The following is a 20,164-nucleotide window of genomic DNA, read 5'->3' as shown; positions in this document are numbered from 1 at the left end:
GCATCGTGACCGACCGGCCCCGTTCCGTGCTCTTCCTCGTCACCGAGGACTGGTTCTTCGCTTCGCATTTCCTGCCCATGGCGCGGGCCGCGCGCGAGATGGGCCTTGCCGTGACGGTGGTGGCGCGGGTGCGGGCGCACCGCGAGGTGATCGAGGCGACGGGCGCGCGTGTGCTGGCGCTCGAGGCCGACAGGCGCAGCATGAGCCCGCTCGCCATCCTGCGCACCGTCGGCACCATGCGGCGGGTGCTCGCCGAGGAGAGCCCCGACATCGTGCACGCCATCGCGCTGCGCTCCATCGTGCTCGGCGGCCTTGCGGCACGCCTCGCCGGCATCGCCGCCCGCGTCTATGCGCTGACCGGCCTCGGCTTTCTCGGCGCGCGCCGCGATGCCTCCGCGCGCGTGGCGCGGGCCGGGCTGCGCCTCGTCATCCGCGGCGGGCTCGAAGGCCGCAGCACGCATTACCTCTTCGAGAACGAGGACGACCCGCGTCTCGTCGGGCTCGATCCGCGTGCGCCGAACGTGACCATCGTCGGCGGTGCCGGCGTGGAACCAGGGGATTATCCCGTCGCACCCCTGCCGCCGCAGCCGCCGCTCAAGATAGCCGTCGTCGCGCGCATGCTGTGGTCGAAGGGCATCGACCTTGCGGTGGAGGCGGTCCGCCGCGCCCGTGCCCGGGGCGTCGCGGTCGAGCTCTCGCTCTTCGGCGCGCCGGATCCCGACAATCCAAAGGCGGTGCCGGAGGCGACGCTCCGGCAATGGTCAGACGAGCCCGGCATCGCCTGGCGCGGCCCGACGCGCGACATCGCCGGCGTCTGGCGCGAGCACCACGTCTGCTGCCTGCCCTCCCGCGGCGGCGAGGGCCTGCCGCGCACCTTGCTCGAAGGGGCGGTGAGCGGCCGCGCCGTCCTGACGACGGACGTGCCCGGCTGCCGTACGCTGGTGCGCGACGGCGTCGAAGGCCTCGTGATGCCGCCGGACGACGCAGCGGCTCTCGCCGAGGCCATCGCGCAGCTCGCGGCCGATCCGCGGCGCGTCGCCGCGATGGGCGCTGCGGCGCGCGCGCGCGTGCTCGACGGTTTCACGGAGCGCCATGTGATGGACGGGCTGAAGGACCTCTACCGCCGCATGCTCGACGAGCATCCATGAAGCGCCTCGCAACGGACAAGGCCGTCTTCGTCCGCACCCATACGCGGCTCCTGCCGGTGCCGCACGCGCCGGAGATCGTGCTGCATGTGGCGGATGAAGCGACGGCCTTGTGGGAAAAGACCGAGGAGGAACTCGGCGCCATGGGGCTGCCGCCGCCCTTCTGGGCCTTCGCCTGGGCCGGCGGGCAGGCGCTGGCGCGCTACATCCTCGATCACCCGGCCATCGTCGCCGGCAGGCGCGTGCTCGACTTCGCCTCAGGCTCGGGGCTCGTCGCCATCGCCGCCGCACGGGCCGGCGCGACACAGGTGGACGCCTGCGACATCGACGCCTTCGCGGCGGCCGCCATTGCGGTGAATGCGCAAGCCAACGGCGTCGCGCTGACCGTCCGCCAGGATCATCTCATCGGCACGGACGAGGGATGGGACTGTGTGCTGGCCGGCGACATCTGCTACGAGCGCGATCTTGCCGCCGCCGTCACCGACTGGCTGTCTCGCCTCGCCACGCGCGGCGCCACCGTGCTCATCGGCGACCCCGGCCGCAGCTATCTGGCGCGCGAACGGCTCGCCGCACTCGCCACCTATGAAGTGCCTGTGACGCGGGCGCTCGAAGACAACGAGATCAAGAAGACGAGCGTCTGGGCCTTTCGCGAAACCTGAGATCACCGCGTCAGGGCCTCGAGCGCCTGACGATGAAGCACGGCGCTTCCGGCAGAAAAGCAGCAGAAGACGACGTGCTCGACCGAAACATCCGGCAATCTCGCGAGCACGGTGCCGATGGCGATTGGCGCCGCCTCCTCCGCGGGAAAGCCGTAGACGCCAGTGGAGATGGCGGGAAAGGCGATACGGACGAGGCCATGCGCATCGGCGAGGGCGAGCGCATTGCCGTAGCACGCGGCGAGCAGCGCCGCCTCGTCCTGCCCGCCTCCCCGCCAGACGGGGCCAACCGTGTGGATGACGTGGGCGGCCGGCAACCTGTAGCCGCGCGTGATCTTCGCCTCGCCGGTCTCGCAGCCACCGAGGGTCTGGCATTCGGCGAGAAGCTCCGGCCCCGCTGCCCGGTGGATCGCACCGTCGACGCCACCGCCGCCGAGGAGCGTGCGGTTGGCGGCATTAACGACGGCATCGACGGCGAGGCGCGTGATGTCTCCCACCACGATCTCGATGGTGCCGCCGGCGACGGCGACACGATGCGGCCAGTCGCTCATGGCCGTTCCTTTCGCGCTGCGTCAGGCGAATTCGCGGCGCAGGTCGAGCGTCGACCGCACGCCGACGTCATCATAGCTCTTCTTGAGCCATTTGCGGGCCGCTTGCCGCCCCAGGTCGGCAAGGCGCTGCAAGAGGTCCCAGTCCGCCGACAGGCGCGAGGCCGCGGTCACACGCTTCATCAGGAGGTCGGCGTCGATGCGGTGCATGAGCACGCGCTTGTATTCGTCCTTTGACAGCTTGCCCTCGTCGATGAGGCGCGTGACGAACTCGATGGCGCGCATCTCCCGCAGGAGCGTCGCGTTGAAGGTGATCTCGGTCAGGCGGTTCTGGATTTCGCGGGCGGTGCGCGGCGTCTCCTCCCGCTCGATCGGATTGATCTGCACCAGGAGCACGTCGTCGCTCGCCGCGCCGTAGAACAGTGGGAAGAGGGCGGGATTGCCCATGTAGCCGCCGTCCCAATAAGGCACGCCGTCGATCTCGACCGCCTGGAAGACCATGGGCAGGCAAGCCGAGGCCATGATGTGGTCCGCCGTCAGCTCCGGGCGCTCGAAGAGCTTGATCTTGCCGGTGCGCACGTTGGTGGCAGCGATGAAGAGCGAGACCGAGTTGCAGGCGCGCACCTTGTCGAAGTCGATCAGTTCCTCGATGAGATCGCGTAGCGGATTGATGTTGAGCGGGTTGAAGTCGTAGGGGCTGGCGAAGCGCGACACCATGTCGAACCAGAGGAGGCCGGGCGGTTCGTCGCCCCCGCCCCAGATGCCGAGCATGCGGTCGACGAGCGAGCGCTGCAGCGGCGACAGCGCCCCGTCGCGGCTGACGCGCCGCCAGAAGGTCTCGAGGTCGCGCCGCGCGCCGTCGATGCCGGCCTCGATGAAGCCTTGGGTCATGACGACGGCGTTCATGGCGCCGGCGCTCGTGCCCGAGATCGCCTCGATGGCGAGCCGGCCGTCCTCGAGCAGGGTGTCGATGACGCCCCAGGTGAAAGCACCGTGGGCGCCGCCGCCCTGCAGGGCGAGGCAAATGCTCTTCTCGGCCTTCGGGCCGGCGATACCGGCGAAGCCGCCTGCCGGCTGGCCGGCGGACTTGCGGGCACGGACGACGCGACCGGTCATTCCGCCGTCCAGCCGCCATCAATCGTGGCGAGCGCGCCGGTGATGGAGCGCGCGGCGTCGGAGGCGAGGAAGACGGCATAGGCCGCGACCTCGTCCACCGTCACGAATTCCTTCGTCGGCTGACCGGCGAGCAGCACCTTTTCCTTGACCTCCGCCTCGCTGATACCGCGGGCCTTCGCCGTGTCGGGGATCTGCTTCTCGACAAGCGGCGTCCAGACATAGCCGGGACAGATGGCATTCACCGTGATGCCATGGGTCGCGACCTCGAGGGCGATCGTCTTGGTGAGGCCTGCGATGCCGTGCTTGGCCGCCACATAGGCCGACTTGTAGGGCGAGGCAACGAGGGCATGGGCGGAAGCGGTGTTGATGATGCGGCCCCAGCGGCGCGTCTTCATGCCGGGCACGGCCGCCCGGATGGCGTGGAAGGCAGAGGAGAGGTTGATCGCGATGATCTGGTCCCACTTCTCGATCGGGAACTCCTCGACGGGTGCAACGTGCTGGATCCCCGCGTTGTTGACGAGCACGTCGACCGAGCCGAGCAACTTCTCCGCATCGGCGATCATCTGAGCGATCTCGGCCGGCTTCGTCATGTCGGCGCCGGAATAGACGGCCTTGACGCCGAATTCGCGCTCGATCGTCGCCCGCTCCCTCTCGATGGCGGCAGGCTCGCCGAAACCATTGATGACGACATGGGCGCCCTCGGCGGCCAGGGCCCGGGCGATGGCAAGGCCGATGCCGCTCGTTGAACCGGTGACGACGGCGGTGCGCGATTTCAGCGACATATGCTGCTCCCGATGGCTGCTGTTCTGGCTGATGGTCATGGACGCGACGAAGAACGCTTCTCGCAAGGCCTCTTCGCGGCGCAGTGCTGCCGCAGGGTGGCAACTGGGCTCACAGAGCCTATCTATGTTGCGCCGCAGTGCAAACCCAAGTTGCGCAGGAACCGGACAATGGCCGCCTCGGGCGACGCAGTGCAGAGGACCGTCAGGCCATACGCCCGGCGCGGTGCCTCGCCGGACGAGTAACGCTATAATGTTTACATTTGGATAGCGCATCATCACCGCCCGATGACGGTGAAAGCGGGACCGACCACGGAAGCAGACAGCGACGCGATGGACGAAAACGAGGCAGGCCACGGCCATGACCATCACCACGGCGATGACGCGGACTGCGCCCACGCCGCCGCCCGGCTGAAGGAGGCGCCTGCTGCGCTCGATGCGGCCGAGGCCGCCTGCCGAACGCGCGGCCAGCGGCTGACGCCGATCCGCCGCGCCGTGCTGGAGACGCTCTATGCCACGCACCGGCCGCTCGGCGCCTACGACCTCGCCGAGGCGCTGACCCGGCAGGACGAACGGCGGGTGGCGCCGATCACGATCTACCGCGCCCTCGATTTCCTCCTGGAGCAGGGCTTCGTGCACAAGCTCGAGACGAAGAACGCCTTCGTCGCCTGCCCGCACCATCACGAGCCCGGGGAACTCGTGGTCTTCCTCATCTGCGAGGCCTGCGGCGGGGTGGACGAGGCCGCCTCGCCGGACGTCGGCTCGGCTCTCAGGCGGGTGTTGACCGACGCCGCCTTCAAGCCAAGGGCCCAGGTCGTCGAGATCGCCGGCACGTGTGCCCATTGCCGGGAAGGCGCAAAAGGCGAAAGTCAAGCCTTGACCTGACGGCGCGAGAGGCGCAGCAAGACCTTCGATCGTCAAAACGAGCCTTCCGAGCTGATCGCATGACAGCTGACATCCCCCACAGGCCGGGCCCCGAGACGCTGACGCCAACTCCCGCAGGCGCAGGCACGCGGCACCGCACCGTCGGCGTCAAGGTCGGCTCCGTCGCAGTCGGCGGCGGGGCGCCCATCGTCGTCCAGTCGATGACGAACACCGACACGGCCGATGTCGAGGCGACAGTGCGGCAGGTGGCCGCGCTCGCGCGCGCGGGGTCCGAGCTCGTGCGCATCACCGTCGACCGGGCCGAGGCGGCGGCAGCGGTGCCGCACATCCGCGACAAATTGGCGCGGATGGGCATCGCAGTGCCCATCGTCGGCGACTTCCACTTCATCGGCCACAAGCTTCTTGCAGACCATCCGGCCTGCGCCGAGGCACTCGACAAGTACCGCATCAATCCCGGGAATGTCGGCTTCAAGGACAAGAAAGACCGGCAGTTCGGCATGATCGTCGAGACGGCGATCCGCTGGGGCAAGCCCGTGCGAATTGGCGCAAACTGGGGCTCGCTGGACCAGGAGCTGCTGACGCATCTCATGGATCTCAACGCGCACTCACCCCGGCCCGTCGATGCCCGTGCCGTCACCCGCGAGGCGCTGGTGCGCTCGGCCCTCCTCTCGGCCGAGAGAGCGGAGCAGATAGGCCTTGCGCGCGACCGGATCATCCTCTCCGCCAAGGTCTCGGCGGTTCAGGACCTTATCGCCGTCTACCGGGACCTTGCCGCACGCTCCGACTACGCACTGCACCTGGGCCTGACCGAGGCCGGCATGGGCTCCAAGGGCATCGTCGCCTCGGCCGCCGCCATCGGCATCCTCCTGCAGGACGGTATCGGCGATACGATCCGCTTCTCGCTGACACCGGAGCCCGGCGGCGACCGCACGCTCGAGGTCAAGGCTGCGCAGGAGCTGCTGCAGACCATGGGCTTCCGCACCTTCGTGCCGCTCGTCGCCGCCTGCCCGGGCTGCGGACGCACGACCTCCACCGTTTTCCAGGAACTCGCCCGCGACATCCAGGACTGGATTGCTACCTCGATGCCCGAGTGGAAGACGCGCTATCCCGGCGTCGAGGCGCTCAACGTCGCGGTCATGGGCTGCATCGTCAATGGGCCCGGCGAATCGAAACATGCCGATATCGGCATCTCCCTGCCCGGCACGGGTGAAATGCCGGCCGCCCCAGTCTTCATCGACGGGCAGAAGGCAACCACCCTGCGCGGGCCGACAATTGCGGCGGAATTCAAGATGCTGGTCGCCGACTACATCGAAAGGCGCTTCGGGCAGCGCCTGTCGCGGGCCGCCGAATAGCCGGCCGACCCATCCTATCCTGTTGACAGTTCACACTTTCCGGCAATTGAAAAGTGAGGCGTTTGCCCGGCCTGCCGCTTGTGGTAAACACCGCCGGCCCAAAGGGCGCCTTCGTCACGGCCGAGCCGCCCCGAAGGACAACAGCGCGCCGTGCGGCCGGGTGCCGGCGGCCTTCTCGTGTGGCCAACCATAGGCCTTCATCCATATGGTTTCAGATACCAAAGCGTCCATGCTCGCAGGTCAGGGCAGCAGCGGTGAGCAGGCTGCCGGCGACATGGGACAGGCAGGCGCGCATGCGCCCTCCAGCTTCTTCGCCCTCGCGCTCGGGTCGGTCGGTGTCGTCTACGGCGATATCGGCACGAGCCCGCTCTATGCGCTGCGCGAGGCCGTGCATGCCGTCGCGGATGGCGAGGGGCCCATCGCCCGCGACACCATCATCGGCGTCCTGTCGCTCATCCTGTGGTCGCTCATCCTCGTGGTGACGATCAAATACGTGGTGATCCTCCTCAGGGCCGACAACAAGGGCGAAGGCGGGACCCTGAGCCTCGTCGCCCTCGCGCAGCGGGCAATGGGACGCTCGCACGCCCTCGTCCTTGCGCTCGGCATCACCGGCGCGGCGCTGTTCTACGGCGATTCCATGCTGACGCCGGCGATCTCCGTGCTGTCGGCCGTCGAGGGCCTCAAGCTCGCGGCGCCGGAGCTCGGCGGCTACGTGGTGCCGATCACCGTCGCCATCCTCATCGCGCTCTTCGCCGTGCAGAGCCGCGGCACCGGCAAGGTCGCGGCGCTCTTCGGGCCCATCATGGGCCTGTGGTTCGCGGTGCTGGCGATCACGGGACTCCTGCACATCATGGACGATCCCGGCGTCTTCCGCGCCCTGTGGCCGCACTACGGGCTGATGTTCCTCATCAACCACTCGGTCGTCGCCCTCGCGGTCCTCGGCGCGGTCTGCCTCGCCGTGACGGGCGCCGAGGCGCTCTATGCCGATCTCGGCCACTTCGGACGCGGCCCCATCCGCGCGGCGTGGCTGTGCTTCGTCTTCCCGGCGCTGGTGCTGAACTATTTCGGCCAGGGGGCGCTCGTGCTCGCCCACCCGGAAGCCATCGAGAACCCGTTCTACCGCCTGGTGCCGGACTGGGGTCTCCTGCCCCTTACCATCATGGCCACGATCGCGACCATCATCGCGAGCCAAGCCGTCATCACAGGCGCCTTCTCGCTCACGCGCCAGGCCATCCAGCTCGGCCTCCTGCCGCGGCTCGAGGTGCGGTTCACCTCTGCGTCGCACCAAGGCCAGATCTTCCTGCCGCGCGTCAACGCCATGCTGCTCATCGGCGTGCTCTTCCTCGTCGCCATGTTCGGGTCATCGAGCGGCCTTGCCCACGCCTACGGCATCTCGGTCTTCGGCGCGATGGTGGTGGACGGCATCCTCGCCATCCTCGTCATCTGGAAGGGCTGGCGCTGGAGCCTCGCCGCCGCCGTCCTGCTGATCGTGCCGTTCCTGACGATCGACATCGCCTTCTTCTCGGCGAATCTGCTCAAGCTGTTCTCCGGCGGCTATGTGCCGGTGCTGCTGGCGAGCGTGCTCATCGTCGTGATGTGGACCTGGGTGAAGGGTACCGCCATCCTCTTCGCCAAGACGCGCAAGGTGGACGTGCCGCTCGTCGAACTCGTCGAGATGCTGCAGAAGAGCCCTCCGCACCGCATCAAAGGCACGGCCGTGTTCCTGACGAGCGATCCGGAGACCGCCCCCTCGGCACTGCTACACAACCTCAAGCACAACAAGGTGCTGCACGAGAAGAACGCCATCCTCACCGTCAAGACGGCCGATGTGCCGCGCATCAACGACGAGGAGCGCGTTAACATCGAGCCCATCGCCGACGGCTTCTGGCGGGTGGAAATGACCTTCGGCTATATGGAGATGCCCAACGTGCCCAAGGGCCTCGCCATCCTGCGCAAGCGGGGCTTCAAGTTCGACATCATGTCGACGTCGTTCTTCCTCTCGCGCCGCTCCATCCGGCCCGCCGCCCAGTCAGGCATGCCGATGTGGCAGGACAGGCTGTTCATCTCGCTCGCCAAGAACGCCAACGACGCGACGGACTTCTTCCAGATCCCCACCGGCCGCGTCGTCGAGGTCGGCACCCAGGTGACGGTTTAGGCGGGGCGCGGCGCATTGCCCCGTCTCCGCTGACGGGGGAGCGCCAAGGCCATCGCCGCGGCCGTTATCCGGAGGGGCTACTTGCGGCGCGTGGCGGCGAAGCGTGCCGCCGCGCGCAGCGTGTCCGCTGCCGGGCCGAAGGGAGCGAGCGCCGCCACGGCCTCTTCGGCGAGGCGGTCGCGCTCCGCCCGCGCGGCCTCGATGCCGAGCACGTCGACGAGCGTCGCCTTGCCCCTGTCGGCGTCCTTGGCGGCGCGCTTGCCGAGCACGTCCGTGCTCGCCTCCCGGTCGAGGATATCGTCGGCAATCTGGAAGGCTGCGCCGAGGGCCCGGCCATAGGCCGCGAGGCAACGCCGCTCCTCGCCCCCCGCCCGCGCGACAACCCCGCCCGCATCGACGGCAAAGGCGATGAGCGCACCGGTCTTCATAGCCTGCAGGCGGCGCACCTCGATCTCCGCGAAGGGCGTGGACCGGTTTTCGGCCTCGAGGTCCAGCATCTGCCCGCCGACCATGCCGCCGAGCCCTGCCGCCCGGGCGAGACCGAGCACGAGCTCCGCACGCACAGCCGCGTCCGCCGTCACGGCCGGATCGGCGAGCACATCAAAGGCGAGCGTCAGCAGCGCGTCGCCGGCAAGGATGGCGGTGGCCTCGTCGAAGGCGCGGTGCACGGTCGGGCGGCCGCGCCGCAGGTCGTCGTCGTCCATCGCGGGCAGATCGTCATGGACGAGGGAATAGCAATGCAGGAGCTCGATGGCGGCCCCGGCCCGCAGCGGCCCGTCGCCGGTCTCGCCGAAGAGCCGGGCCGTCTCGACGGTAAGGAAGGGGCGCAGGCGCTTGCCGCCGTCGAGCACGGCATGGCGCATGGCGGCGAGAAGGCGGGGCGGGCGGACGATCTCGCCGACGAGCGGCGCGCTGCCGAGAAGCGCCCCGAGCAGTGGCTCCAGCGCGCGGGCCGCGGCCTCGAGACGCTCGGTGAAAGCGGCGCTCAAGCTCGCCATGGTCGTTTCTCCCAGGTCGCCACCGTAACGTGAAGGCAAGCGTCGCTTGCCCGAGACGCCCGGATCGGTCAAGCCTATGGGCCACGCCGGGGCAGGGAGATGACCGCAAACGTGCAAGCAAGAAGCCGGGGGAGGCTGGCCATCGGCCGGGCGGTGCTGCGCTGGACCATGCGCGCGGTGCTCGCCATCATGCTGTTCTGGGCCGTTTCCATCGTCGTCTACCGCGTCCTGCCGCCCGTCTCCACGCTGATGCTGGGGCGCTGGCTGACGCTGCAGCCGGTGGAGCGCATCTACATGCCTCTGTCGGACATATCGCCGCATCTCGCCCGGGCCGCCATCGCGGCGGAGGATTCGCGGTTCTGCATGCATGCGGGGATCGACTGGTTCGCCCTGCAGAGCGTCATCGAGGATGCGCTGGGCGACGGCGCCTCGCGCGGCGCCTCCACCATCACCATGCAGACGGTGAAGAACATCCTGCTCTGGCCGGGACGCTCCTACCTGCGCAAGGGGCTTGAGCTGCCGCTCGCGCTCGTTGTCGACACCGTCTGGCCGAAACGGCGGGTGATGGAGGCCTATCTCAACATCGCCGAGTGGGGAGAGGGCATCTTCGGTGCCGAGGCAGCCGCGCGGCGCCATTTCGGCAAGAGCGCGCGGGACCTGACACGGCGCGAGGCGGCCCTTCTCGTGGCAGCCCTGCCCAACCCAATCGCGCGCAACCCCGCCCGCCCGACGCGCTACGTGTCGACATACGCCTCACGCATCATGGGCCGCATGGGCAACGAGAACGTCTCCTGCCTCGGCGCGTAAAGGGAAAATCCCACTTTCTGCCGCCGAGGGCTAGCCAATCCGGCGCTGAGCCTGTATAAGCCCGCGTCCCAGAGACAGTTTCGTCAACGAGGGACCTGCGCCCCTTTGCGCGCGCAGGCCCGCAGAAGCCATCGACCGGAGTTGAGCCATGGCCGTTCCGAAAAGAAAAACGTCGCGGATGAAGCGCGGCCACCGCCGCTCCGCCGACGCGCTGCAGCAGCCCACCTATGTGGAAGACAAGGACTCGGGCGAGCTGCGTCGCCCGCATCACATCGACCTCAAGACCGGCATGTATCGCGGCCGGCAGGTGCTGAAGCCCCGCGCCGAGGCGTGAGAGGCGGGCGCTCCATCGAGCGATACGACAGGAAGGGCCGGTTCACCGGCCCTTTTTTGTTGCCGGCGTGCAGAGATCGCCACTCTTTACCGGCCGTTAACCCTTGCCGTTCATGATGCCCGCTAGCGTTTCTGCGCGCCGGTTAAGCCGCCGCCTCCGGTGCCAGACGCGGCAAGCTCCCAGATAGGCAGGACCCGGCAGCCGATGGCAGACTGGACAGGCGTCGCTCGTCGCGCGGATCATCCGGCGTCGCTCACGCCCGACGCCGCCGCCGCGCCGCTCGATCCCCGCCAGCTGCTGACGTCGCTCGGCGAGGTGGTCTATGACTGGGACCTTCGCAGCGACCGACTCAGCTTCGGCAGCAACGGCGCCGAGGTCATCGGCCTCGACTGCAGGGGCGCACTCGCGACCGGCGCGGCCTTCGACCGGCTGATCGACGTCGCCTCCGGCCCCGGCCGCTGCGCCTTCTTCCGTACTGCCGCAGGCGAGGACACCGGCGCCGGTGTGCCCTTTCGTCTCGCTTACCGTCTCAGGATCGGCGCCACGGATGTCGCGGTCGAGGACAGCGGGCGCTGGTATGCGGGGCCTGACGGCCACCCGGCCATTGTGCACGGCGTCATGCGCATCGCGCGCGAGCCCGCACTAGCCGGCGTCGCACGGACCGACGGCTGGGCGGATCTTGCCAGGACGATCGACACCCTCTTCGCCGGGGGCTGCGGCCGGCACAGGCCGCTGACGCTGATCTTCCTCGCCATCGACAATCTCGGGGCCATCAATGCCGCCCTCGGCTATGCGAGAGGCGACGACATCATCGCGGCCACAGCACAGGTCCTCACGCGGCAGCTGCGGCAGGGCGACCTGCTCATCCGTCACGGCAGCAACCGTTTCGCCCTCGTCATGCGCGGTTGCTCCGCCCAGCAGGCGACGGTCGCCGCCGCGCGTATGGCCGGGCTCGCCGCGGCGGCCGGCGGGGCTGTGGCGACGGTGCGCCTGCGCATGGGCGCCGCGACGGCGCCCCAGCATGCCGACGATGCGGAAACGCTGATGCGGAATGCCAATCTCGCCTTCGACGAGGCGCGGCGGCTGAGCGGCAGCGGCTTTGTCTTCTATGGACCGCAACTGGCCGCCACCATGACCGCACGCCGTGCTGCGGCGGAAGGAATCGATATCCTCGCCGCCCTCAACGAACGCCGCATCGTGCCCGCGCGCCAGGCGATCGTCGATGCCGAGACGCGCCAGCCAGCCTTCCACGAGGCTCTCCTGCGCGTCAGAATGCCCGACGGGGCTGCGGCCGGGGCCGCGCGCCTCGTACCCGCGGCCGAGAAGGCCGGCCTCATCGAGGCGGTGGACCACCGCATGCTCGAACTCATCACCGCCCGCATGACGGACGAGCCGGGGCTGAGAGTCGCCCTCAACATCTCGCCGCGCACGCTCGCGAGCCGCGCCTGGCTCGGCAATCTCGCCGCGCAGCTCGGCGCCTGCCCCGGCGTCGCCGAGCGGCTCATCATCGAGATCACCGAGACGGCGGCCGTCGAGGACCCGGGCGCCACGCGGGCCTCGCTCGACGCCATGAAGGCGCTCGGCGTCTTCATCGCCATCGACGATTTCGGCGCGGGACACACCTCTTTCCGGCACCTGCGCCATTTCCCCATCGACCTGCTCAAGATCGACGGCGCCTTCGTGCAGAACCTCGCGCGGTCGAGCGACGACCGCTTCTTCGTGCGCACGCTCGTCGACCTCGCCCAGCATCTCGGCATCGCCACGGTCGCCGAATGGGTGGAGGACGAGGACACCGCCCGCCTCCTCACCCAATGGGGGGTCGACTACCTGCAGGGCGAGCACATCGCGCCGGTGACGGCCTGGCCCGAGCCGGCCGGCCTCACCGTGGAGCGAGCCAGGGAGCGGGCCAGGTCAGCCTGAGCCGGCCGTCAGCGCCGCCCCGGATCGCCCAGGCGCGCGCCGATCTCGTGAGCGCCGAGCAGCAGCAGCGCGAAGGCGAAGGGCACGAGATAGTAATACAGCCGGAACAGCAGCAGGGCGCCGAGGACGCCCTCGCGCGGCAGGTGCGACAGGGCGATCAGCATGGTCGCCTCGAAGACGCCGATGCCGCCCGGCGCGTGGCTGGCGATGCCCAGCATGCAGGCCGCGACATAGATGGCGAGAAAGGTCTCGTAGCTGAGGCCGTGACCGCCCGGCAGGAGCACGAAGAGGACGCCGGCCGCCGCGCAGACGTCGCCCGCGCCGAGCAGCATCTGCCCGATGGACAGTCGGAAGCCCGGCAGTTCGAGGCGCCAGCCCTGCACGCTGACGCTGCGCCGCTTGATGCCGACCCAGGCGAGATAGCCGCCGAGGGCGGCGACGATGGCAATGCCGAGCCCCTCGTTGAGCCGCACGACCGTGCCCGTCAGCGCCGCGACGGCGAGGCTCTCGCGCATCAGGCTCCAGGCGAGAACCGCGCTCATGCCGAGCCAGAAGGTAATGCCGGCAATGACGGTGAGGCCGACGATGGTCGGCGCCTTGATGCCGTAGGGCGAATAGATGCGGTAGCGCACGGCGCCCGAGGTGACGAGCGGAAAGCCGAGTGTGAAGCTGACGGCATAGCTCGTGAAGGAGGCGAGGGCGGTGACACGATAGGCGATGCTGCGGCCGAGCTGGCGCAGGGCGAGGGCGTCGTATCCCGTCAGCAGGAGGTAGCTGATGCAGGTGAAGAGGATGGCGAGCCCGATCTGCCGCACGCTCGCCGCCGAAAAGGCGTTCCTGAGCTCCGCAAGGCTGATCTCGCCGATGATGCGCCACAGCACGACCATTGAGGCGAGGAAGAGTGCGACGCTGACCACGGTGCCGATGAGCGACAGCCGGCGGCGCGTGTCGCCGGTGACCTCGACGGGCGGGCTCGGCGGGGGTGCGGCGAGGGCAGTGCCCGGCCCGGCTGCGGGCTGAATGGCCCCGGCACGTCCCCGGTCCCCGTCCACGGCGCCGGCCTCGTGCTCTCCTGCCTCCATGCTGCGGACGCGTCCCATCCCGTTTCACACGCGGGGCGCGGACCTCAGAGCGACACCGCACCCAGCCCGGTTATGGGGGCGAGGCGCCTCGAGTGCAAGGCAGTGTGCAGGGAAATCGGCCTTGGGCATGGCGCCCGTGCCGGGGCTGCACGGCTGGCCGGGGCGTCGCCTACCGCGGTGCCCGGGTTCCGGGTCAGACGGTTTGCGCCGGGCGGCGGGCGAGATCGCGCGCCGTGCGGCGGCGGTACCTGAGGTCCAACGCGGGGCGCTCCACAAGGTGCCAGGAGACGAAGCCGGCCGCCAGCGCCAGCGGCGTCGCCATGAGGGAGATGGCCGTCGGGCCGACCTCGGGCCCGAACGCCCAGATCAGCAGTTGCTGCAGGGGGAAGGCGAACAGGTAGGCGCCGTAGGACATATCGCCGAACCGTTCCTTCACATCGAACGACGGCGCGCGCGCCAGGGCGGCATAGATGACGAGATAAGGCAGGGCGAGGAGATAGACGACCTGTGCACCCGGCCGGTTGGCAAAGGCGTAGAGCAGCATCAGGCAGACGAACGCGAGACCCGCGCTGACAGGGACGGCCGCCCGGTGCACCCACAGCGCCGCCCCGAGCGCGAAGACGAGGCCGTAGCGCAAAACCGGAAAGAGCGATGCGCCGGCCCACAGCTCGCCACCCATGTTCGACCAGGACAGGCCCCACACCTGGCTGCCCCAGAGAACGAGGCCCGCGACGGCGGCAACGAGCAGCAGCACGCCCCGACGCGACAGGAGCCCGCAAACCAAGGCAACCGGCAGGAGGAGGTAGAAGCCGCATTCCAGCGCCAGGGTCCAGATCGCGCCGTTGACCCCGGTATGGGGCAGATTCGTGAAGACGCCGGGCAGATTGAAGGACACGCCGAACACGAAGATGTTGCGTGCGTGCTGCAGCGTCTCGGGATGGAGCAGGTAGTCGGCGAGGCCGAGGCTCGTGACCATGGGGCCCAGAAAAAAGATGTCGAACACCGTCACGAAGGCGAGGGCCGGCACGATGCGCAGGACACGGTTGAGCAGGTACTGGCCGGGGGCATGCACCGTGACCGACCGCGCCACCAGGAAGCCGCTGATGGCGAAGAAGATGGCGACGCCCATGCCGCCGCCGGTGTCGTAGCCGTTCGTCAGCCAGTGGAAAAGCTCCGGCCCCGTCCCGGTGAGGCTGTAGCTGTGGCTCCACAGAACCAGCAGCGCTGCCGCGAGGCGCAGGAGGTCGAAATTGTTGGCCCGCGTTTCGAATGCTTGCTCGATCGTCATTGCCCACCCGATCCGTTGTCGGCCCCTGTCGCACAGGGAGACGCTCTCAAAACGCGACTAGTTGGATACTATCAACCTGTAGGTGCAGAACGTCGCAGCCGGCGAGCAGCGAATCGCGATTCCTGCCGCGCTCAGTCCGGATCGAGCAGCCGCGCCCCGGGCCCTTCGCGGGCGAGGACATCATGTGGGTTGCGCAGGCGGCAGGCCTTCACGGAGAGGCACCCACAGCCGATGCACTCGTCGAGCTGGTCGCGCAACCGCATGAGCCGATCGATGCGCCGATCGAGCTCCTGTCGCCACATTAGCGACAGGGCTCGCCAGTCCTCCTCGGTCGGCGTGCGCCCCTCGGGCAATGCGGCCAGCGCCTCGCCGATGGCGGCGAGGGGAATGCCGACCCGCTGCGCCACCTTGATGACGGCGACGCGCCGCAGCACCTCGCGCGGGTAGCGGCGCTGGTTGCCGGCGCTGCGCAGGCTGCGGATGAGCCCCTTGCGCTCGTAGAAATGCAGGGCCGAAACGGCGACGCCGCTGCGCCGCGCGACCTCGCCCACCGTCAGATCCCGGCCGACCGCCACAGGATCGGGCATCGTCATGCTCGCCCTCTAGATCTCAGGTCTCTCCAGGCTCGAAGCCGGGCATTGACCTCAAGCTAAGTTCAGGTTTTATCACTGCGGCTCCCCGCGTGCCAGCGCACGCCGAACCATGGAGCACCCACGCCGATGACCTTGCCCATCCGGCTCGCGATGATCTACGGCAGCAACCGCGAAGGGCGCCTGTGCGACACCGTCGCCGACTGGGCGGCGGCGGAAGTCGACAAGAGCGGCGCCTTTTCCCTCCTGCGCCTCGACCCGGCCGGGCTCGACCTGTCGCTGCGCCACCCGAGCCGCGATGATCCGACGGTCGCCGGCCTCAGGCAGGCGATCGCAGCGGCTGACGCCTTCCTCGTGGTGACACCGGAGTACAACCGCGGCTATCCAGCGCCGCTCAAGTTCATGATCGACTGCGCCAGTCACGAATGGCACGCCAAGCCCGTCGCCTTCGTCTCCTACGGCGGCATCTCGGGCGGGCTACGCGCCGTCGAGCAACTGCGGCTCGTCTTCGGCGAGCTGCATACAGCGACGATCCGCGACTGCGTGTCCTTCGCCCAGGCGCACGAGCGCTTCCGCCCGGACGGGTCGCTGCCGGAAGGGGACGGCGCCTACAAGGCCATGGCCCTGCTGCTCGCGCGGCTCGCCTGGTGGGCCCGCGCCCTGCGCGACGCGCGCCAGGCCTCGGCCTATAGCGAGGTGGCCGCATGAGGCCGATGCGCCAGGGCGAGCTCGCCGACGGGGAGGCGGCTCCGGCCGCCGCCGGGCTCAGGGCCGGCGCCCGCAACGCGACACTGCTCGCGACGGGCGTGCTCACCATCATGTCCGCCGCCACCATCGCACCAGCGCTGCCGGCCATGCAGGCACATTTCGCCGGAACGGAACAGGTGGCCCTGATGACGCGGCTCGTCCTCACCATCCCGGCGCTCGCCATTGCGCTCGTCGCCCTGCCTGTCGGGAGCCTCATCGACCGCTGGGGACGCCGCCCGTTCCTGATCAGCGCCATCGGCCTCTACGGTATCGCCGGCATGTCCGGGCTGGTGCTCGATTCGCTCGGCGCCATCCTTTTCAGCCGGGCGCTGCTCGGGGTCGCCGTGGCGATCATCATGACGACGGCGACAGCGCTCGTCGGCGATTATCTCGCCGGTCCGGCGCGCGATCGCTTCCTGGGCCTGCAATCCGCCGCCATCGGCGGAGGCGGGCTCCTGTGCCTCACGGGCGGCGGGCTCCTCGCCGAGATCGACTGGCGGGCACCCTTCGCCCTCTATGGCATGGCCTTCCTGCTCATGCCTGCGGTCATCGCCTTCATCGCCGAGCCGGCGCGCAGCGCTGCAAACCGATCCGCGCCAGGCGAGGCGCCAGCCGGCTCTCCGGCGGCGCTCGCCCTGCTGCTGACGGCCGCCGCGCTGAACAGCGTCATCTTCTATCTCGTGCCGACGCAACTGCCGTTCCATCTGCGCGAGCTCGGCCACGCGGCGCCGAGCCGGGCCGGCCTCGCCATCGGCCTCTTCACGCTCGCCCAAGCAGTCGTCGCCTTCGGCTTCGGCCGACTGCGCCGCAGTTGGTCGGGCACGACAATGTTCGGGATGGGCTTCGGTCTCATGGCGGCTGGCTACGGCCTCGTGGCGATGGCCGAAAGTTACGTCGCCGTGGTCGCCGCAATCATTGTCACCGGTTTCGGCATGGGGCTGGTGATTCCCAACCTCAGCGCCACCGCGCTAACCGTGGCGCCGCCGGCCTTGCGCGGGCGGGTGGCCGGGGGGCTCACGGCCAGCATCTTCCTTGGGCAGTTCCTCTCGCCGCTCGTCAGCCAGCCCTGGATCGGCGCTGCGGGCTATGCCGGCACCTTCCGCGACATGGCCGTCGTCCTCGCCGCCATGGCCATGATCGGCCTCGTCCTCGCCCGGCGCGGGCGCTCCTGATCAGGGGCCGGCGTCGGTCCGGCCGATGCCGGTGTTGCGCACCAGGAAGCCGGAGAGGTCGCGCGTCGTATATTCGATGTGGGAGGCAATCACCTCCTCCTGCTCGTGCAGCTCGCGGAAGGGGTCGGGCGTCTTCGGCAGCACGAGCACAGTCGTCATGCCGAGCCGATGCGGCTCGGCGAGGTTCTTGGCGAGGTCCTCGAACATCGCCGCGCGCGAGGCCTCGATGCCATGGCGGTCGAGGAAGCTCGCATAGGTCGCCGGCTCCGGCTTCGGCACGAAGCCGGCATCGGCAATGTCGAAGATATCCTCGAAATGCGCGCCGATGCCGAGCCGCTCCGCCACCGCCTCGGCATGACCGCGCGAGCCGTTGGTCAGGATGAGCTTGCGCCCCGGCAGGGCACCGATGGCGGTCGCGAGCGCAGGATCGGGCGCGAGCCGCGAATAATCGATGCTGTGGGCGAAGGCGAGGAAGTCGCGGGGGTCGATGCCCTGCTCCTCCATGAGGCCGCGCAGGGTCGTGCCGTAGCGGTTGTAATAGTACTTCTGCAGGGCGCGGGCCGAGAGGCCGTCCATGCCGAAGAAGTCGCAGACGAAGAGCGTGATGCGCTCGTCGACCTGCGGCCACAGCTGCGCCTCGTGCGGATAGAGCGTGTTGTCGAGATCGAAGATCCAGGTATCGACATGCGAGAAGCCGCGGCGGGCCGTGTCCGCCCCTGCGACCGGCCCCGTGTCGATCATCTTCATCCGCGCCCTCTCGCACGTGAAAGGAGGAAGGAGATGGGGTGCCGGAGCAGCAATTGCAAGCGCTCACGGGCCGGGGGCCTCAATGCGGCACGGAGGAGGAGAAGACGTTGATGACGACGACACCGGCCAGGATGAGGCCGATGCCGAGGAGCGCCGGCACATCGAGCGTCTGCTGGAAGGCTACGAGGCCAACGAGCGAGATGAGCACGATGCCGATGCCGCTCCAGATGGCATAGGCAATGCCGACCGGGATCGTGCGCAGCGTCAGCGACAGGCAGTAGAAGGCGATGCCGTAGCCGACGACGGTGACGAGGGACGGCAACGGCCTGCTGAAGCCCTCGGACGCCTTCAGCGCCGACGTGGCGATGACCTCACCGACGATGGCGATGAGGAGATAGAGATAGCCCGTCGCCATGGTCCGCCGTGCCTTGCCCGTTTCGCCGGCCGTCGCCGCCGCCTGTCAACGGCGGATGAGCGTGCCGGCGCCGTGGTCCGTGTAGAGCTCGAGCAGCACGGAATGCGGCACCTTGCCATCAAGGATGACGACCCCCTCGACGCCCTGCTCCAGCGCATAGATGCAGGTCTCGACCTTGGGGATCATGCCGCCGGTGATGGTGCCGTCGGCGATGAGGCGGCGGCAGTCCTCCACCGTGAGCTCGGGCAGGAGGTTCTTGTCCTTGTCGAGCACGCCCGGCACGTCGGTGAGCAGGAGGAGGCGCTTGGCGCGCATGGCCCCGGCGATAGCCCCGGCGAAGGTATCAGCATTGACGTTGTAGGTCGCCCCGTCGTGGCCGACGGCGACGGGCGCGAGCACCGGGATGAGCTCGGCCTTGAGCACCGCGTCGAGCACGGTGCGGTCGACCTTCTCGGGCTCGCCGACGAAGCCAAGGTCGACGATCTTCTCGATGTTCGAATCAGGATCGACCACCGTGCGCGTCACCTTGCGGGCAACGACCATGTTGCCGTCCTTGCCGCACAGGCCGATGGCCTTGCCGCCCTCAGCCGAGATCGTGCCGACGATCTGCTTGTTGATGGCGCCGGCGAGCACCATTTCGACGATATCGACGGTGGCCTTGTCCGTGATCCTGAGGCCGGCCGCGAATTCGGACTTGATGCCGAGCTTCTCCAGCATGCGTCCGATCTGCGGGCCGCCGCCGTGCACGACGATCGGCTTGACACCGGACTGCTCGAGCAACACGACATCCTCGGCGAAATCCTCCGCTGCCGCGGCGTCGCCCATGGCATGGCCGCCGTACTTGATGACCACGATCTCCTGGTCATAGCGCTGCATATGCGGCAGCGCCTGCACCAGCGTCTCGGCCTGGGTGTGCACGTCGGGTAGATCGGGAAGGTCGGTCATGTCGTGTCGCGGCGCAGGTTGAGGAAGAGGGTGCTTCGCGAGGCCGTCTTTTAGCAGGGCGGGAGGCGGCTGTCGCCCCCGCTCCGACGCCTCATGGCAAACGGGAGCACGCCTTCACAGGCGGCTCGAGACGAGGCCCGACGTGCCGATCGCCGCCCAGCCGAGCATCACGAGGATGCCGCCGGCCGGGGCGGCCATCGGGAAAAGGCCGCTATCGACGAGAGCGCGCAGCGTCAGGTCACCGGTAAAAAGTAGGACGCCTGCGGCGAGCAGCCAGCCGCCGACGCGCATCAGCCCCCGGTGGGCCACCCAGGCGTTGAGCGCGGCCGGCAGGGCGACGAGCAGCACGGCATGGACGAGGAGGATGCTCGCCGCCGTCGCCAGCATGCCGGTGCCGGCGATATGCGCCGCGGCGGCCGCCGCGGCGACACCCCAGAAGCCGAAGAGCCCGCCGACGAAGACAAAGAACCGGTCGCTCATGCC

Annotated in this window: 21 protein-coding genes; 10 read left to right on the top strand and 11 right to left on the bottom strand. The window is 69.0% G+C overall.

What is annotated here, in order from left to right:
- Positions 1 to 5 precede the first annotated feature (5 nt).
- Together ASC46_RS12470 and ASC46_RS12465 are read left to right on the top strand one after the other, a co-directional pair.
- Positions 6 to 1,148 carry a glycosyltransferase gene (locus ASC46_RS12470; protein ID WP_055459612.1) on the top strand — a complete coding sequence of 381 codons (1,143 nt, stop codon included), beginning with the start codon at positions 6 to 8 and terminating at the stop codon, positions 1,146 to 1,148.
- A complete protein-coding gene (locus ASC46_RS12465) occupies positions 1,145 to 1,804 on the top strand; it encodes a class I SAM-dependent methyltransferase (protein WP_055459611.1) in 660 nt (219 codons plus the stop codon). The genes ASC46_RS12470 and ASC46_RS12465 overlap by 4 nt, the downstream gene beginning before the upstream one ends.
- A 2-nt stretch (positions 1,805 to 1,806) precedes the next feature.
- On the opposite strand, the gene ASC46_RS12460 is transcribed toward ASC46_RS12465, so the two are convergent.
- The 3 genes from ASC46_RS12460 to ASC46_RS12450 are packed head-to-tail and all read right to left on the bottom strand — an operon-like array spanning position 1,807 to position 4,247.
- Positions 1,807 to 2,352, bottom strand: coding sequence for an O-acetyl-ADP-ribose deacetylase (locus ASC46_RS12460; RefSeq protein WP_055459610.1), 546 nt, complete (start codon positions 2,350 to 2,352; stop codon positions 1,807 to 1,809).
- A 21-nt stretch (positions 2,353 to 2,373) separates the two neighbouring features.
- On the bottom strand, positions 2,374 to 3,465 hold the full coding sequence (locus tag ASC46_RS12455) for a patatin-like phospholipase family protein (protein WP_082464821.1): 1,092 nt from the start codon (positions 3,463 to 3,465) through the stop codon (positions 2,374 to 2,376).
- Positions 3,462 to 4,247 (bottom strand): 3-hydroxybutyrate dehydrogenase, encoded by a 786-nt coding sequence (locus ASC46_RS12450; protein WP_055459663.1) that lies wholly within the window; start codon positions 4,245 to 4,247, stop codon positions 3,462 to 3,464. The genes ASC46_RS12455 and ASC46_RS12450 overlap by 4 nt, the downstream gene beginning before the upstream one ends.
- A 330-nt stretch (positions 4,248 to 4,577) precedes the next feature.
- On the opposite strand from ASC46_RS12450, the gene ASC46_RS12445 reads away from it, so the two are divergent.
- The 3 genes from ASC46_RS12445 to ASC46_RS12435 all read left to right on the top strand — a co-directional run bounded on the left by ASC46_RS12445 (position 4,578) and on the right by ASC46_RS12435 (position 8,636).
- Positions 4,578 to 5,129 (top strand): Fur family transcriptional regulator, encoded by a 552-nt coding sequence (locus ASC46_RS12445; RefSeq protein ID WP_245280540.1) that lies wholly within the window; start codon positions 4,578 to 4,580, stop codon positions 5,127 to 5,129.
- A gap of 59 nt (positions 5,130 to 5,188) precedes the next feature.
- A complete protein-coding gene (gene ispG, locus ASC46_RS12440) occupies positions 5,189 to 6,481 on the top strand; it encodes a flavodoxin-dependent (E)-4-hydroxy-3-methylbut-2-enyl-diphosphate synthase (RefSeq protein ID WP_096335368.1) in 1,293 nt (430 codons plus the stop codon).
- Positions 6,482 to 6,710: 229 nt separating this feature from the next.
- Positions 6,711 to 8,636: a potassium transporter Kup gene (locus tag ASC46_RS12435; protein ID WP_425349134.1), complete on the top strand. Its 1,926-nt coding sequence runs from the start codon at positions 6,711 to 6,713 to the stop codon at positions 8,634 to 8,636.
- 77 nt (positions 8,637 to 8,713) lie between these two features.
- Here the strand turns inward: ASC46_RS12435 and ASC46_RS12430 are convergent, their stop codons facing one another.
- Positions 8,714 to 9,634 carry a polyprenyl synthetase family protein gene (locus tag ASC46_RS12430; protein ID WP_055459609.1) on the bottom strand — a complete coding sequence of 307 codons (921 nt, stop codon included), beginning with the start codon at positions 9,632 to 9,634 and terminating at the stop codon, positions 8,714 to 8,716.
- A 99-nt stretch (positions 9,635 to 9,733) separates the two neighbouring features.
- On the opposite strand from ASC46_RS12430, the gene mtgA reads away from it, so the two are divergent.
- The 3 genes from mtgA (at position 9,734) to ASC46_RS12415 (ending at position 12,695) form a co-directional block, all read left to right on the top strand.
- Positions 9,734 to 10,441 carry a monofunctional biosynthetic peptidoglycan transglycosylase gene (gene mtgA, locus ASC46_RS12425; RefSeq protein ID WP_425349133.1) on the top strand — a complete coding sequence of 236 codons (708 nt, stop codon included), beginning with the start codon at positions 9,734 to 9,736 and terminating at the stop codon, positions 10,439 to 10,441.
- Positions 10,442 to 10,589: 148 nt separating this feature from the next.
- The gene (gene rpmF / locus ASC46_RS12420; RefSeq protein WP_055459608.1) at positions 10,590 to 10,775 is read left to right on the top strand and encodes a 50S ribosomal protein L32; all 186 of its coding nucleotides are present in this window, start codon (positions 10,590 to 10,592) and stop codon (positions 10,773 to 10,775) included.
- Between the two features lie 204 nt (positions 10,776 to 10,979).
- Positions 10,980 to 12,695, top strand: coding sequence for a bifunctional diguanylate cyclase/phosphodiesterase (locus tag ASC46_RS12415; RefSeq protein WP_055459607.1), 1,716 nt, complete (start codon positions 10,980 to 10,982; stop codon positions 12,693 to 12,695).
- Between the two features lie 8 nt (positions 12,696 to 12,703).
- Here the strand turns inward: ASC46_RS12415 and ASC46_RS12410 are convergent, their stop codons facing one another.
- From ASC46_RS12410 to soxR, 3 genes are all read right to left on the bottom strand, one after another.
- On the bottom strand, positions 12,704 to 13,777 hold the full coding sequence (locus ASC46_RS12410) for a lysylphosphatidylglycerol synthase domain-containing protein (protein ID WP_055459606.1): 1,074 nt from the start codon (positions 13,775 to 13,777) through the stop codon (positions 12,704 to 12,706).
- 193 nt (positions 13,778 to 13,970) lie between these two features.
- Positions 13,971 to 15,065, bottom strand: coding sequence for an acyltransferase family protein (locus ASC46_RS12405; protein ID WP_055459605.1), 1,095 nt, complete (start codon positions 15,063 to 15,065; stop codon positions 13,971 to 13,973).
- Between the two features lie 131 nt (positions 15,066 to 15,196).
- Complete coding sequence (gene soxR, locus ASC46_RS12400; RefSeq protein ID WP_055459604.1) at positions 15,197 to 15,658, bottom strand: redox-sensitive transcriptional activator SoxR; 462 nt, start codon at positions 15,656 to 15,658, stop codon at positions 15,197 to 15,199.
- A gap of 126 nt (positions 15,659 to 15,784) precedes the next feature.
- Between soxR and ASC46_RS12395 the strand changes: the two genes are divergently transcribed.
- Positions 15,785 to 16,363: an NADPH-dependent FMN reductase gene (locus ASC46_RS12395; RefSeq protein ID WP_055459603.1), complete on the top strand. Its 579-nt coding sequence runs from the start codon at positions 15,785 to 15,787 to the stop codon at positions 16,361 to 16,363.
- Positions 16,360 to 17,574 (top strand): MFS transporter, encoded by a 1,215-nt coding sequence (locus ASC46_RS12390; RefSeq protein ID WP_245280539.1) that lies wholly within the window; start codon positions 16,360 to 16,362, stop codon positions 17,572 to 17,574. The genes ASC46_RS12395 and ASC46_RS12390 overlap by 4 nt, the downstream gene beginning before the upstream one ends.
- Here the strand turns inward: ASC46_RS12390 and ASC46_RS12385 are convergent, their stop codons facing one another.
- The 4 genes from ASC46_RS12385 to ASC46_RS12370 all read right to left on the bottom strand — a co-directional run bounded on the left by ASC46_RS12385 (position 17,575) and on the right by ASC46_RS12370 (position 20,161).
- Positions 17,575 to 18,321: a pyrimidine 5'-nucleotidase gene (locus ASC46_RS12385; RefSeq protein ID WP_186438013.1), complete on the bottom strand. Its 747-nt coding sequence runs from the start codon at positions 18,319 to 18,321 to the stop codon at positions 17,575 to 17,577.
- 79 nt (positions 18,322 to 18,400) lie between these two features.
- Positions 18,401 to 18,736, bottom strand: coding sequence for a DMT family transporter (locus ASC46_RS12380; RefSeq protein WP_055459601.1), 336 nt, complete (start codon positions 18,734 to 18,736; stop codon positions 18,401 to 18,403).
- 45 nt (positions 18,737 to 18,781) lie between these two features.
- Positions 18,782 to 19,681, bottom strand: coding sequence for an acetylglutamate kinase (argB, locus tag ASC46_RS12375; RefSeq protein WP_055459600.1), 900 nt, complete (start codon positions 19,679 to 19,681; stop codon positions 18,782 to 18,784).
- A 114-nt stretch (positions 19,682 to 19,795) separates the two neighbouring features.
- A complete protein-coding gene (locus tag ASC46_RS12370) occupies positions 19,796 to 20,161 on the bottom strand; it encodes a DUF423 domain-containing protein (RefSeq protein ID WP_055459599.1) in 366 nt (121 codons plus the stop codon).
- Positions 20,162 to 20,164: the final 3 nt, after the last annotated feature.

The sequence above is a fragment of the Chelatococcus sambhunathii genome, assembly GCF_001418005.1.
Taxonomy (GTDB): domain Bacteria; phylum Pseudomonadota; class Alphaproteobacteria; order Rhizobiales; family Beijerinckiaceae; genus Chelatococcus_A; species Chelatococcus_A sambhunathii.
The sequence above is the reverse complement of the archived record's forward strand: the minus strand, read 5'-3'. Positions and strand labels throughout refer to the sequence as shown.